Here is a 13613-nt window from a genome sequence, read left to right on the forward strand (position 1 = left end):
CTCCCTTCTGTCCGCTCGACTTGCATGTATTAGGCACGCCGCCAGCGTTCGTCCTGAGCCAGGATCAAACTCTCCGAGGTATGCAGGATGCATATCACACATGCGTTGCTACACGATGTAGCGAACTTAGCATGTGATCATTTCCTGCCTCGTCAGTCTGACTGACTACCTATGAAGTATCATAGGATTTTTTTATAAAAACTCGAATTAACAGGTACGTTTTGTCTTGTTTAGTTTTCAAAGATCATCTTCATTTTCGCTCAGAGGCGACTTTATTAATATAACATTCTATCAAGATGAAGTCAACAACTTTTTTCTTGAATGTTATTTCTCAACCGCGCTGTTTCAGCGGCGAATACAAATATAACACCTTTTAAAAGAAGAAACAAGTATTTTTTCTAAATAATTTATTTTTCTTGATCTCTTCCTATATATTCGTACAAAAAGGGCTTAACTCCGTAATTCACTATTGTTGATCCTGTAGGTCTTTAGTATATTTATAATAGATTGAAATTAAATAACCGCAGGGGGAGCTTTGTGCTGAGAGTGAACAATTCGTTGTTCTGACCCTTTGAACCTGTCAGTTAATACTGAAGTAGGAATGTGGAATCACTTGCATACATGCATTGTATTCAAGCCGATATGTTTTTCTATGAATCACATACTCATCCTGACATGGTCTCTCCTTGCACAATTCGTGAAAAGGGGATTTTTTTATGCAGCAATCAAATCAATTAGTACGACTGATGGAGATCGCCATCATGACTTCTCTTGCACTTGTTTTAGATTATTTATCAGGTCTCTTTTTAAGAATGCCGAACGGCGGGTCAATTGCACTGATCATGATTCCTGTCATTCTCATGTCCATTAGATGGGGCGTGTCTGCTGGATTTATCATCGGTGTGTTAATCGCAGGACTGCAGCTGATGAACAATCCTATTATCGCCACACCTGTACAAGGATTTCTCGATTACTTTGTCGCATCTGTTGTGATTTGTTTAAGCGGGCTATTCTCAGGATCAATTAAAAAAGCCATTCAGGATAAAAAGCGAAAGAAACAATTCTTCTATATTATCCTAGCTGTATTTGTCGGCAGTTTTTTCAGACTGCTGACGTTCTTTATTTCAGGCGTAGTTTTCTTTTCTCATTATGCACCAAAAGGAACACCTGGATGGGTGTATTCATTAATTTATAACAGCACATATATGGTTCCTTCATTTATCATTTGTAGTATTGTTCTTTGTTTACTCATCCCTAGTGCGTCTCGTTTGGTTTTCCCTCAACAAAAATAACCCAGCTGTTTCAGCGGGTTATTTTTTTATGCATAATTTGCTGCTCTATTGAATCTATTAATAGTAGAAGATTTCATGCTGGAGGTACGACAATGAATCCTTACTCCATTATGCTGTGCTGTTACATCCTCAGCCTCGCCTACTTTTTGGCAAGTTTCTATGAGGCATTAAAAATAGCAGGTGTGAAAGGGAAAGTAGAGGCTTCTCCTTTTATATCTTATATTTTACTCGCCACCCTTTTTACTTTTTTCTCTCATTATTATTGGAAGCTGACGATATAATTTGTTGAACATGATCACTTAGTACAGACAGTTCCCATCCATACCCTATTTCCTCATGGTTCTCACCAGCCAGCTCGAACTGGCTGGTGACGGCAAAACTAGGTTGAAGCTTTTGATAAAATTGCTTTGCTGAATTTTGCTCAAATACCCAGAGCAGCATATTCTGATAGCCTTTCTCTATTAAATAATCCACACCTTTTGCAATCAAAGCCATACCCGCTCCTGATTTCTGTTTTCTCTGCAACAAATAGATGGCATAAAGCTCACCATCATATATTGAATATCTCTCATCACGCTGTTTTCCGAAGGAAGCAAAACCAAATACTCCGTCAGCATCCTCTGCGACAAACGTGCCTTCAAGCGACCTGCTTCTCCAGCTCTCTTCCCGCTCCTCTACATTTAAATCATCTAAATACTCTTGTGAAATAATGCCGTGATAAGTCGTTTGCCAGCTCTTCACATGAATTTCGGCAATTTTAGGAATATCATTATGTACTGCATGTCTAACCTTCATCTGAACACCCCTTTTAGCCATTTCTTACTCTATGTTTCATATGATAAGTTGCTATTTTATAAAATTCAATCCCTAATGGATATTCGTTGACATTTTGTCAACACCCCTATATATTGGGTACGACTTCTTCTATTAAAGAGTTGAACTTTATGAAAAGGGTGAAGAAAGAGATGGAATTTAAAACAACTGAGCTTCGGCAGTTTTTAAAAGAACAACTGCAAATACGTTCTCTTTCATTAAGAGAACTGAGTACACAAACAGAAATTGATAAAGCGACACTGTCTAGAATCATGAACGGAAAAAGAAAACCGACTTTGAACCATTTACAGCGGCTATCAGATGCTCTACACATTTCTTTAGATCATCTATTGGCCACGGCTGGATTTTCAATTAAAAACGAAAGAATTCACGGTGATACGTTCATTCAAGCGGTAGGAGAGATTGAGCGAACGCTGAAAGATCATGATGTCTATGACGGAACGTTCAGCGAGAATGAATTGAAACAGAAGTTAAATGAATATGAGACCTATAGTCAATCAGACGAGGGAAAAGAAACGATCTCAGCAAAGTTTGAAAAAAAGATAGACACGATAAGCGGTGTTGGACCATTTCTTGATCAATTGAAAAGCATGTACAGCTCGTTCATGAGCGCACGGGGTACTTCTCGAGAATTGATGTTGATGGGAGGCGCATTACTTTACTTCATTATGCCCGTTGATTTAATACCAGATTATATTTTTCCGATCGGCTATATTGATGACGCTGCAGCGGTGCAGGTCGTATTAAACCAGCTGACAAATAGGTCATAGCAGGTGACGGAGACATGAAAAAACAGAACAGCATTGACTTCGCATTATTATTCACTGTCATTTGCTTCTTTGTGATCAGCCTGCTGGCTGTGTATAGCGGATCGGGCCAGTATGAAACGCAAGATATGTTTTATTTCGTCAAAAGACAAGTTTTCTGGTATATCGTCGGTTTTGGCCTTATGGCGGCAGTTGCTTACTTTGATTATGAACTGCTTGAGCGGTTATCTTTTCGATTATTTGCAGGTGGTCTCTTCCTCATCATTCTCGTTCATTTTTTTGGCACGAATCAAAATGGCTCCCAAAGATGGATCAGCTTGGGGCCCATGAAAGTGCAACCATCAGAATTTATGAAAATTTTTGTCATTCTTCTGTTAGCGGCTATTTTAAATCGATACAAACATCAGCGCTTTTCGTTTAAAGAAAGCATGATTCCTACAATGAACATCATATGCTGGACCGCTGTTCCTTTTTTCCTGATTTTAATTCAGCCAGATTTGGGGACGGCACTTGTGATCTTGTCTATTGCTTTTACACTGATGCTTGTGTCAGGCATTTCAAGTAAGATGATCGCTGCATTAATCGCTTCTTTTCTCGCGCTTCTTGCATTTTTGACCTACTTGCACAATGAACATTTTGAGCACTTTACAAAAGTGATTAAACCTCATCAGCTTGATCGCATTTATGGGTGGCTCTCCCCAGATGAATTTGATTCGACATATGGGTATCAACTGAAACAAGCAATGCTTGGCATTGGGTCAGGACAATTATCAGGAAGCGGGTATACAAAAGGAAATCAAGTACAAGGGGGAAATATCCCTGAAGCCCATACAGATTTTATATTTGCAGTCATTGGCGAGGAGTTTGGTTTTATCGGCGCCTCCCTATTGATCTGTTTATATCTTATGATGGTCTATCGAATGATTCATGTGGCTATGCATGCGAATACCCTTTATGGGCTTTATATATGTGCTGGAGTGGTTGGGCTGATCGTTTTTCAAGTCTTCCAAAACGTTGGGATGACAGTAGGGCTAATGCCTGTGACTGGTCTTGCCCTTCCTTTTATCAGCTATGGAGGCAGTGCGCTTTTAACCAATATGATTGCCATTGGCCTTGTGTTTAGTGTCAATTTGAGGTCCTCATCCTACATGTTTGGACGTAACTGGGTTTGAAGGTGATGTCATTGATTCTTTCTCACCTAAAAAAAATCGACCACATTCTTGCTGGGACGATTGTTTGTCTTTGTTTCTTTGGATTACTAATGGTGTACAGTGCGAGTTATCCTTTAGGCGAAATAAAATATGGAAAGGGCAGCTACTTCTTCATGAAACAGTGGCAATGGCTTTTGATTGGATTCTTCTTTTTCATCGCTGCGGCCCTTGTTCCATATCAAGCTTACCGTAAATGGATTCGGTGGCTTGTGATGCTGTCATTGTTATGTCTTCTCCTTGTCCTGCTTCCTGGAATCGGTGTTGTCAAAAACAATTCACAACGATGGATTCAATTGGGCTCTTTGATCATCCAGCCTTCTGAGGCTGTGAAATTAGTGATGATCATCTATTTCGCCTATGTATATGCAAGGAAACAAGCGTACATTACATCCTTTAAAAAAGGAGTACTACCTCCACTTCTTCTTTTAAGTCTAGCTTTTTTATTGATTTTAAAACAGCCAGATTTAGGTACAGCAGTTTCTATTTTATTGAGCTGCGGTATCGTCTTATTATGTGCTGGACTTAAAACACGCCACCTCATTCTACTAGGTTCGACGGCTGCGGCAGGGATCACTTTTTTTGCTGTGACCGCTCCTTATCGTTTGAAACGGATCACTTCTTTTCGTGATCCTTTCATGTATGAAGATGGAGATGGTTATCAGCTGATCCATTCTTATCTCGCCATGGATTCAGGGGGACTGACCGGGAATGGTTTAGGCGGAAGCATACAAAAACTAGGATTTCTTCCTGAAGCCCATACAGATTTTATTATGGCCATCATCAGTGAAGAGCTGGGAATCATGGGGCTGTTGTTTGTGATGGGTGCCTACCTACTCATCATGTATCGCGCCGTTCGAATCGTTCAAGGCTTACAAGATCCATTTGGAAAGCTATTAACGATCGGGCTTACTTTTCAAATTATGATTCAAGCAGCCTTTAATCTAGGAGCTGTCTTTGGGCTTCTCCCCATTACAGGCATTCCTCTTCCCTTTATTAGCTACGGCGGATCTTCATTGGTGTTCATGATGATATCTGCAGGCATTCTTGTGAATCTCTCTTCATCTATCAAAAGACACCGGCATGTGCCCCAAGTAAAATAGACACCCTCTATCAGAAGGTGTCTTTTGATTTTTATTCTTCTATTTGATGATCAGGGATTTCTTTTTTTCTTGGCTGTTTGATTTCATTCGTCAGTTCTTGGATGCTTTGTTTCACATTGCCTTTGCCAGAGAAATTCTCAATAATTTCTTTGACATCAATTCCAGAGGAAGCTTTCAGACTTTCTTGAAGACTGGACATAAGGTTTGTCGCATAGCCGGTCACTTTGTTGGCGCCGCTGCCTTCCCCGTTACCACCTGTATCAACAACTGTAATTTTATCAATGTTAGAAAGTGGAGCAGATACTTGTTTCGCATATTCAGGTAGCATTTTCACAATCATATCAAGAATCGCCGCTTGACCATACTGTTCGAATGCTTCTGCAATTTTCTCTTTCGCTTCTGCTTCCGCAAGTCCTTTCAACCTAATGACTTCTGCTTCTGTTTCCCCTTTTGCACGATCGGCTTCTGCTTTGGCAAGCCCGTCAATCCGAACTTTCTCTGCTTCTGCTTTTGCCATTGCTTCAATGCTGTATTTCTTCGCATCTGCTTCTGCAAGACGCTTCGCTTTTTCCGCCGCAGCCGACTGCTCAACAGCATAACGGTCCGCATCTGCTTTCTTTTTCACTTCAGAATCGTATTGACGCTCACGACGCTGGATCTCTTTTTCTTCTAATTCAATTTGCTTCTGACGTTCAATGATTTTGACTTGCATTTCTTGTTCAGTTACGTGCTGACGATTACGAGCTGTTTCAAGATCGTACGCTTGGTCAGCGCTTGCTTTTGCTGTATCTTGTTCACGTCTGAATTCTGCTCTTTTCAGCTCATTGATTTTTTCTGCTTCAGCGATTTCAGTGGCACGCTCAAGCTCAGATTTCTTCGCATCTTTATCTGCTTCTGCACGTTTGATACGTGTTTCTTTATCTGCTTCTGCTGTCGCAATATCTGCATCGCGTTTCACTTGAGCAATTCTAGGTTTACCTAGTGATTCTAAATAGCCATTTTTATCACGGACATCTTTGATTGTAAACGATACAATGACAAGACCCATTTTCGCTAGATCTTGAGAAGCGACACGCTGTACTTCTTGAGAAAATTTCTCTCTGTTTTTATAAATCTCTTCAACTGTCATTGACCCTAAAATGGAGCGAAGGTGTCCTTCTAGTACTTCTCTTGCTTCATTTTCACGATCTTCTTTTGTTTTCCCTAAAAACTGCTCTGCCGCAGTGGCGATTTCTTCAATTGATCCGCCGATTTTAATGATGGCCGTTCCATCGGCCATGACCGGTACACCCTGTTCAGTATAGACTTCAGGCGTTGAAACATCTAGCTTGCTAGATAGTAAGCTGAGCGGCTCTGCTTGTTGAAAAACAGGGAGTACAAAGGTACCTCCACCTCTTACAATCTTAATCTTGTTTCCACCTTCATCCACGTGGACATTTTTACTTCCGAGGTAACTTCCTGTGACAATTAATGCTTCATCTGGACCAGCTGTCCGGTATTTCGAAACAAATACACCAATAAGTGCAATGAGAATCACAAGCACAATTCCAATAATAATTAATATGGTTGTTCCTGGCATAGCATTCCCTCCTAGATTTCTTCATTTGGTATAACAGATAACACGCCTTTGTTTACTTCGACGACCAGCACCCGGGTTCCATATGGAATCTCCTCTTCGTCGAAACTGACGGCAGGCTTTGAGATTTTCCCGCTGTTACTAATTAACAGCACTTCTCCAAACCCATCTTTTGGTACAGATACAATGATCTCCCCAGTTCTTCCTTTTAGGTCGGCCTCCGTATATGAAAGAGATTCTTCAGCAGAGGAAAGCGGGACTAGGACAAATACATGTAAACAAGTAACGAGAACCACTGCGAGGATGGCAGATAATACGGCGCCAAGTCCACTTCCTACAATTGCTGTTTTTTCAGAGATAAATCCTCCAGCCGAGAAAAAGGTAAGAAATGCGAGGATCAATGTTGGTTGAAGGAACGGGACAGGAATCGCTTCAAACAATCCATCAAATACATCGCCAAAAAAGACGAAAACAAGCGTCAGGATTCCTGATACCATCAATATGTATAAGTACAGCGTCTGAAGAGGCAGCCCAAACACATCCATCTTCCTCACCCTTTCTTTATGAAATGAGCAGCCTTTCATTCATTTAGACCATGCTCACATCCAAGTGTATTCCTTCTAACAGGTAATACGAACCACTTTTGTAAAGGTTTCATATTTCATCACAATTCATTAAAGGATTTCTCGGATAGCTAAAGAATGATTGTCTTGTACCAGTATGATAAAATTTGATCTTGAGGTGAGAGAAATGAGTTTATTACATGAAGCAAGACAAGAATTATGGCAAGAGCTGCAAGGATTAAGTGAAGAACAATTAAACAAAAAATTATCTGATGATACTTGGAGCATTCAAGAGGTTGCAGATCATTTAAAGAAAATGGACCTAATTTCAGCAAAACATCTAGCTGCCGAGGGGAAAAAAGCACCAATCAAAGAATATAAGCCAAAACCAGTTGAAATGGCAGAGGATCGTTCAAAAAAAGCCACCGCGCCTAGTATTGTTGAACCAGAGCGCAAGCATGTGACACCTACACATTTAAAAGATGAGCTTGATACAGCTCGTGAGAAATTAAATCAAATTTTATCAACGTTTACAGAGGAAGATTTCAAACGCGTGATTCCACATCCTGTGTTTGAAGAGCTTTCATTAAAGCAATACCTTGATTTTATCGGCGCACACGAAAAACGCCATATTCATCAAATTAAAGAAATTAAAGAACAGCTATAAGATGTAAAAAAGACTCCCTTTTGGGAGCCTTTTTTCATTGTTACACTGTTTTAGGTGTTAAATCAAAGCAGCGAGCGTAAATCCAGTTGTATGCTTTTTCGTTCAGGTCTCTTGGATTTCCAACTGTTTGCGGATCTTTCATTGCTTCTTTAGATAAGCGATCGATCATATCTTTTGGTACACCTTGTTCTTCTAATGAAGGAACTTCTAGGTCTTCCACTAAATCATACATCCAATTCACTGCTGCTTTTGCAGCTTCCTCTGTTGTCATTCTGCTTGTATCAATACCGAATGCTTGCGCAATTCGAGCGAATTTCTCTGGGTACCCTTTCCAGTTATATTCCATGACAGGTCCCATCATTGCCGCTACACATTGACCATGTGCGACAGGAATAATACCCCCAAGCGTTTGACTCATCGCATGGGCTGCACCAGCTGATTCACTTCCATAGGAAAGTCCTGCAAGCATCGCAGCTTGTGCCATGCCATATCTTGCTTCCAAATCCTCTCCATCGGCAAAGGCACGGCGAATATAATGAGCAGCATATTCAATGGCCATGAGCGCTACCGCATCTGTAATTGGCTGAGCAAACTTCATCGTATAGCATTCGATCGCGTGCGCAAGCGCATCGATACCCGTCATTGCTGTCACATGCGGCGGCATTGATACATGAAGCTCAGGATCAATCACTGTTAGGTGAGCTGCAATGAGCGGTCCACCTGTGTTGAATTTGAATTCCCTTTCTTCGTCAGTGATCACTGCCCACTGCGTGACCTCTGAACCTGTACCAGCCGTTGTCGGAATTGTGGTTAACGGAGGGATTCTATTTTCAAGCGGTTTTTTCCCCTCAGCCGCTTCGTAATCAAGAACTGATCCTTCATGAGTCGCTTCCACACCGATAGCCTTCGCTGTATCCATTGAGCTTCCGCCGCCTACTGCGACTAAACCATTACAGCCTTCTTTTTCATATAACGCAGATCCTTCATTGACTAAACGGACTGGTGGGTTTGGTTCTACTTTATTAAATAGAACCACATCAACTTGCGCTTCTTTTAATGAAGCAATCACTGGATCTACAACACCTGCTTGATAAATACCAGGATCTGTGACAAGCAATACCTTTGAAACGCCGTATGCTTTCACTTCTTCCCCAACATGTTTCACTGCCCCAATGCCATGCTTGATAACAGTCGGAATTTCAAACGTATGGAATTTTTGCATGCTTTCAATTTTCATATTTAAAGTCATATAGAATCTCCTCCAGATAAGTGATATTTATTTAAACCAATGAACCGCTTCTGGTTTTGTATTTCGATATAAATGTTTTAGTTCCGTATATTCTTCAAGGCCCGTACGTCCTAATTCACGTCCAAGACCTGATTGTTTATACCCGCCCCACGGTGCTTGGGCAAAATAAGGATGGAAGTCGTTGATCCATACCGTGCCTAATCTTAATTGACGAGCCACTCGTTCGGCTTTGCCGATATCAGAAGACCACACCGCTCCTGCTAAACCATAAATCGTGTCATTTGCCAGCTCGATGACTTCTTCCTCTGATCGGAAGGATTCGACAGTGAGGACTGGTCCAAACACTTCTTCCTGTACAATTCGCATGTCTGATGTACAGCCTGAGAAAATCGTCGGCAAGTAGAAGAACCCTTTTTGAAGCTCCTCTGCTTCAGGTCGTTTCCCACCTGTTTCTAATGTTGCGCCTTCGTCTAAACCGATGCTGACGTATTTTTCTACTTTTTCTCGATGCTCAGCTGAGATGAGCGGTCCGCTCTGGGTTCCTTCATCAAAGCCGTTGCCTAGCTTGATTTTTTTCGTACGCTTCACCAGTTCTTCTAAAAATTCATCATGAATAGATTCTTCCACTAACAAGCGTGAACCTGCTGAACACACTTGCCCTGCATGGAAAAACACAGCATTCATTGCCTGGTCAACCGCTACGTCTAAATCAGCATCTTGAAAGACGATATTCGGGTTTTTCCCGCCGAGCTCAAGGGCGATTTTCTTCACATTCCCGCTGGCTCCCTGCATGATTTTCTTACCTGTTTCAATACCGCCTGTGAATGAAATTAAATCGACTTGGTCATTGACAGCCAGCTCATCTCCAACAGTTGCTCCAGGTCCAAGTACTAAGTTGGCAACGCCTGCTGGAACACCCGCTTCTTCCATAAGTTTGAAAACTTTGATCGTGGTTAATGGTGTAATTTCACTTGGCTTTAGTACGATTGTATTTCCAGCTGCAAGTGCAGGAGCGATTTTCCAGCTCGCTTGAAGCAATGGATAGTTCCAAGGAGTGATTTGACCGCATACACCGACAGGTTCTCGGACTAATTCACTTTTTGAGTTTGGAATAGGCGATGCAATGATTTCCCCGCCATCCTTATCAGCAAGCCCCGCATAATATTGGAACACGTTCGCAATATCGTCCATATCCGCTTTGCTTTCTTCTAATGTTTTGCCGGTATCAAGTGATTCTAATTTGGCTAATTCATCTAGGTCTCGCCTAATCAATTCAGCAATTTTAAACACAATATTTCCTCTTTCAAGTCCAGGCATGTTTGCCCAATCACCTTGATCGAAGGTTTTTCTCGCTGCCTTAATGGCTAACTGCGCGTCATTTCTTGATCCTTCACTGACTGTCGCGATCACTTCTTGATTAAATGGATTGATGATATCTCTTGTGTCGCCACTCTTAGCGCCAACCCATTGTCCATCGATAAATAGTGTTTGACTCATAGAAGGAACCTCCTCTGATTCTCTTTGGTAAGTTTGTTAAATAAAAATTTAACGTTTTGAACATAATTAACTTAACATGTTCAAATTTTTCTGTCAAAGGGGGATATGCTTCTTTTATTTTGACATTTTGCATTCTTTCGTTAACATATAGTCCATAAAGATTTTTTTGAACGTATTGAATTCACTTAATAGAAAGCAGGGACAAGATGAAAAAGCAGGAACAGCCACAAGCAGAAGAACGCATTTTAGCTGCTAAAGATCTCGTCATTGATTCCATCGCTGAAACAATGGATCTCTATGGCATTACTAGAAGTGCGGGTATTCTATATGGGACGATGTATTTAAATGAGGAAATGACGCTGGATGAAATGCGTGAAGAGCTGCAAATGAGTAAGCCTAGTATGAGTACGGGTGTGAAAAAACTGCAAGACATGAATATTGTCAAAAAGACCTTCCACCGCGGCCGAAGAAAACACAGCTTTGTTGCTGAGAAAGACTTTTTTAAGTTTTTCATGAACTTCTTCCCGCAAAAATGGGAACGAGAGGTCGAGGTTAATCTAGCAGCGATTGAAGAAGCGCAAGAACGCCTTCAAGATGTAGCTCGTGATGATCAGGCGGAGGAACATGAAAGAGAGGAAGCAAAACAGCTCATTGAACAGCTTGAAAGCTCAAAAGCCTATTATGACTGGCTTAGACGATTAGCCCACTCGGTTCATTCGGGAGACATCTTTGACTATATTCCGATTGATCAGAAAGAAAAATAGCCGGGGTGTTTGTGTTTTACAGCTTGAATTTTACAGGAGGATTGATTATAATAAGTTATGTCGTAATACTTCGGGGCATTAGCTCAGCTGGGAGAGCGCTACGCTGGCAGCGTAGAGGTCAGCGGTTCGATCCCGCTATGCTCCATTATCAAAAGCCTATCCAATGATGGATAGGCTTTTTCATTTGATTTTACTCATAAAAGCTTATTTGTCTGGTTCTTGAATTTGATAACCAAAGACTCCTTTTATCTCAACATCCCCACAGCCTTCTTTTTTAGTCAGTTTAATACCATGGGGTCTATAAATGTAGCGCCCACTTGATAAAATTCGGTCTGTTGCACTTAGATCATATTGGTTACCTGTATACTCTTTGACTGATGACGGAAAATCCGTTCCTGATAAGGATGTTCTGTAGAGTGTCAGCTCTAAAGTACAACCCTCTGCATTTAGTATAGAAAATTGGTAGCCATAAGTAGATGGATATTGTTCAGGATTATTTTGACCTCCTGGTACCCACAGATCTTTTTCCTGTTCCGTCATGATGAAATCAACTTCTACTTCTCGATAAATGGTCTTAGCTGCAACCTTTTCCATATTAAAATGGAACATGACAATGAAACAAAGAGACATCATTACACATATCCGCTTCATACAACCCCTCCATTCATTTTTACCATTATACAACAAATAACGCCAAAAATGGTTTTATTTTACTTTTTTATAATAGATAAGGGTTGATTCATTCCATATGTGTTAACTTTCTATGACCTTTCTTAATGTTTCTTTGGTCTTTGGACCATATATGCCATCTGAGGTTAACCCATGCATCATTTGAAATCGAGACACTGCATTCGCAGTCTTGGGTCCGTAGTACCCATCGATTCCATTATTGATCGCTCCCTTATCAGGATAAAAATAAATCGATGCTAAGGCTTGTTGTACGGCTTTTACAGCTGACCCTTTTGTAAGAGGCTTCGTCACTTTTAAAATACCTGCAGGCAAACTGTATGTTTTTTTGACCTTGTTGGTTTTAGATGTTGATCTCGTTGATATGGTTTTGATAGATGTTTCTTTCACAGGTTTAGCTGTTGTCATTTGACTTGATGCTGATGCAATACCCGCCTTGAAGCCATCCCAACGATTTAACAGCTTACGCGGACACTCTTTCCCGCTCCAATGCTTATGCGGCACCACGTTTGATAAAGGAATTCCTAAATCCCCCATCAGTTTTCGAATGAGCCATTGGGCGTTTTCAACGGCTTGTTCAAAGTCACCGCCTGCATTTTCACAAATTTCAATTCCAATTGATTTCATATTGCCGGTTCCCCTGCCATCTCCTGCGTGCCAGCCATTTTCGTTTAAAGGTAAATGCTGATAAATGACCTGATCATCGACCGTGTAGTGCCAGCTAACCCCGGTACTTGCCCGAGCAACAAATGCTGCATGATTTGCCGCATCAGCCCCCCGTCCAGTGTTCGATGTATTATGCACCGTAATATAGAGCGGCTTCATCCTGTTTCCTGGTCTGTTGCGATTTTGTTTTGGGATGAGTGCTTGAATGATCTTCACCATATTGTTTCTCCTTCAAAAATTATTTTGTTAACCCTCTTTGTTTCAGGGCATCTTTTTGCAATTGACCTTTATAGGTCACATAATTATTTTTAAACCAAGCGATCACGGCAGTGACCATAGTGAAAATTGTGGAACCTGCCACATATAGTGCCTCTCCTGCGGTTTGCACTTGCTCCTCGCTAATCGGCAGCACTGTTTGTCCAAACATGACAAGCGTTTGGTTGATAAGCGCAATAAAAAGAAGCACTGTGCGAATCACAGTGCCTTTGTCGAATGTTTTCATGATGTTTTCCTCCTATTTTAAATTCCGTTCAATTTTATCGAGCTTGTCGATCACGACGTCATACTTCTCACTAAACTTTGCTAACACATCATTTTGCGCCTCGATTTGCTCATTGAGTTTGTTTTCTCGTTCTTTTGTAGTGTTGAGAACATAAAACAGAATCCAGCAAAAAAGAACGGCGAATGGGCCTTGTGTCATTAAGTTTTGAACGACATCAACTTCCATTGGAATCACCTAC

General features: G+C 41.1%; 15 protein-coding genes, 1 tRNA gene, 1 rRNA gene and 1 riboswitch. Of the genes, 7 read left to right on the forward strand and 10 right to left on the reverse strand.

What is annotated here, in order from left to right; all coding sequences use genetic code 11:
- A 16S ribosomal RNA gene (locus tag FXF70_RS00005) occupies positions 1 to 80 on the reverse strand; the annotation flags it as partial.
- Between the two features lie 436 nt (positions 81 to 516).
- A riboswitch (TPP riboswitch) is annotated at positions 517 to 619 on the forward strand.
- 97 nt (positions 620 to 716) lie between these two features.
- Between FXF70_RS00005 and thiT the strand changes: the two genes are divergently transcribed.
- Entirely contained in the window at positions 717 to 1292 is a 576-nt protein-coding gene (gene thiT / locus FXF70_RS00010) for an energy-coupled thiamine transporter ThiT (protein WP_148779634.1), read from the forward strand.
- Between the two features lie 240 nt (positions 1293 to 1532).
- Here the strand turns inward: thiT and FXF70_RS00020 are convergent, their stop codons facing one another.
- Positions 1533 to 2087, reverse strand: coding sequence for a GNAT family N-acetyltransferase (locus tag FXF70_RS00020; RefSeq protein WP_073415995.1), 555 nt, complete (start codon positions 2085 to 2087; stop codon positions 1533 to 1535).
- Positions 2088 to 2236: 149 nt separating this feature from the next.
- Between FXF70_RS00020 and FXF70_RS00025 the strand changes: the two genes are divergently transcribed.
- From FXF70_RS00025 to ftsW, 3 genes are read left to right on the forward strand one after another with little or no spacing between them, the layout of a single operon-like run.
- Complete coding sequence (locus FXF70_RS00025; protein WP_065460943.1) at positions 2237 to 2896, forward strand: DUF1232 domain-containing protein; 660 nt, start codon at positions 2237 to 2239, stop codon at positions 2894 to 2896.
- Positions 2897 to 2910: 14 nt separating this feature from the next.
- A complete protein-coding gene (gene rodA, locus FXF70_RS00030; RefSeq protein WP_047946758.1) occupies positions 2911 to 4065 on the forward strand; it encodes a rod shape-determining protein RodA in 1155 nt (384 codons plus the stop codon).
- A gap of 5 nt (positions 4066 to 4070) precedes the next feature.
- Positions 4071 to 5204 (forward strand): putative lipid II flippase FtsW, encoded by a 1134-nt coding sequence (gene ftsW, locus FXF70_RS00035; RefSeq protein WP_375805987.1) that lies wholly within the window; start codon positions 4071 to 4073, stop codon positions 5202 to 5204.
- A gap of 31 nt (positions 5205 to 5235) precedes the next feature.
- Here the strand turns inward: ftsW and FXF70_RS00040 are convergent, their stop codons facing one another.
- Together FXF70_RS00040 and FXF70_RS00045 are read right to left on the reverse strand one after the other, a co-directional pair.
- Complete coding sequence (locus tag FXF70_RS00040; RefSeq protein ID WP_148779636.1) at positions 5236 to 6783, reverse strand: flotillin lipid rafts scaffold protein FloT; 1548 nt, start codon at positions 6781 to 6783, stop codon at positions 5236 to 5238.
- Positions 6784 to 6794: 11 nt separating this feature from the next.
- Positions 6795 to 7325: an NfeD family membrane protein gene (locus FXF70_RS00045; protein ID WP_017367919.1), complete on the reverse strand. Its 531-nt coding sequence runs from the start codon at positions 7323 to 7325 to the stop codon at positions 6795 to 6797.
- A gap of 205 nt (positions 7326 to 7530) precedes the next feature.
- Here FXF70_RS00045 and FXF70_RS00050 point away from each other — a divergent pair, with 205 nt between their 5' ends.
- Positions 7531 to 8010, forward strand: coding sequence for a DinB family protein (locus FXF70_RS00050; protein WP_058213677.1), 480 nt, complete (start codon positions 7531 to 7533; stop codon positions 8008 to 8010).
- Between the two features lie 40 nt (positions 8011 to 8050).
- On the opposite strand, the gene gbsB is transcribed toward FXF70_RS00050, so the two are convergent.
- Together gbsB and betB are read right to left on the reverse strand one after the other, a co-directional pair.
- Positions 8051 to 9259, reverse strand: a complete 1209-nt coding sequence (gene gbsB, locus FXF70_RS00055) for a choline dehydrogenase (protein ID WP_008344050.1) — start codon at positions 9257 to 9259, stop codon at positions 8051 to 8053.
- A gap of 27 nt (positions 9260 to 9286) precedes the next feature.
- The gene (gene betB, locus FXF70_RS00060; protein ID WP_008344052.1) at positions 9287 to 10756 is read right to left on the reverse strand and encodes a betaine-aldehyde dehydrogenase; all 1470 of its coding nucleotides are present in this window, start codon (positions 10754 to 10756) and stop codon (positions 9287 to 9289) included.
- A gap of 206 nt (positions 10757 to 10962) precedes the next feature.
- Between betB and cudC the strand changes: the two genes are divergently transcribed.
- Positions 10963 to 11520, forward strand: a complete 558-nt coding sequence (gene cudC / locus FXF70_RS00065) for a transcriptional regulator GbsR (protein WP_035389194.1) — start codon at positions 10963 to 10965, stop codon at positions 11518 to 11520.
- Positions 11521 to 11592: 72 nt separating this feature from the next.
- A tRNA-Ala gene (locus FXF70_RS00070) sits at positions 11593 to 11665 on the forward strand.
- 59 nt (positions 11666 to 11724) lie between these two features.
- Here the strand turns inward: FXF70_RS00070 and FXF70_RS00075 are convergent.
- From FXF70_RS00075 to FXF70_RS00090, 4 genes are all read right to left on the reverse strand, one after another.
- Positions 11725 to 12171 (reverse strand): biofilm-forming protein, encoded by a 447-nt coding sequence (locus tag FXF70_RS00075; RefSeq protein WP_148779637.1) that lies wholly within the window; start codon positions 12169 to 12171, stop codon positions 11725 to 11727.
- Between the two features lie 102 nt (positions 12172 to 12273).
- Complete coding sequence (locus tag FXF70_RS00080) at positions 12274 to 13092, reverse strand: peptidoglycan recognition protein family protein (protein ID WP_148779638.1); 819 nt, start codon at positions 13090 to 13092, stop codon at positions 12274 to 12276.
- A 19-nt stretch (positions 13093 to 13111) separates the two neighbouring features.
- Positions 13112 to 13375, reverse strand: a complete 264-nt coding sequence (locus tag FXF70_RS00085) for a phage holin (RefSeq protein ID WP_019743388.1) — start codon at positions 13373 to 13375, stop codon at positions 13112 to 13114.
- Positions 13376 to 13387: 12 nt separating this feature from the next.
- On the reverse strand, positions 13388 to 13600 hold the full coding sequence (locus FXF70_RS00090) for a BhlA/UviB family holin-like peptide (RefSeq protein WP_017367922.1): 213 nt from the start codon (positions 13598 to 13600) through the stop codon (positions 13388 to 13390).
- Positions 13601 to 13613 lie beyond the last annotated feature (13 nt).

The organism is Bacillus sp. Y3, from assembly GCF_008123875.1.
In the GTDB taxonomy this organism is placed as follows: Bacteria; Bacillota; Bacilli; order Bacillales; family Bacillaceae; genus Bacillus; species Bacillus altitudinis.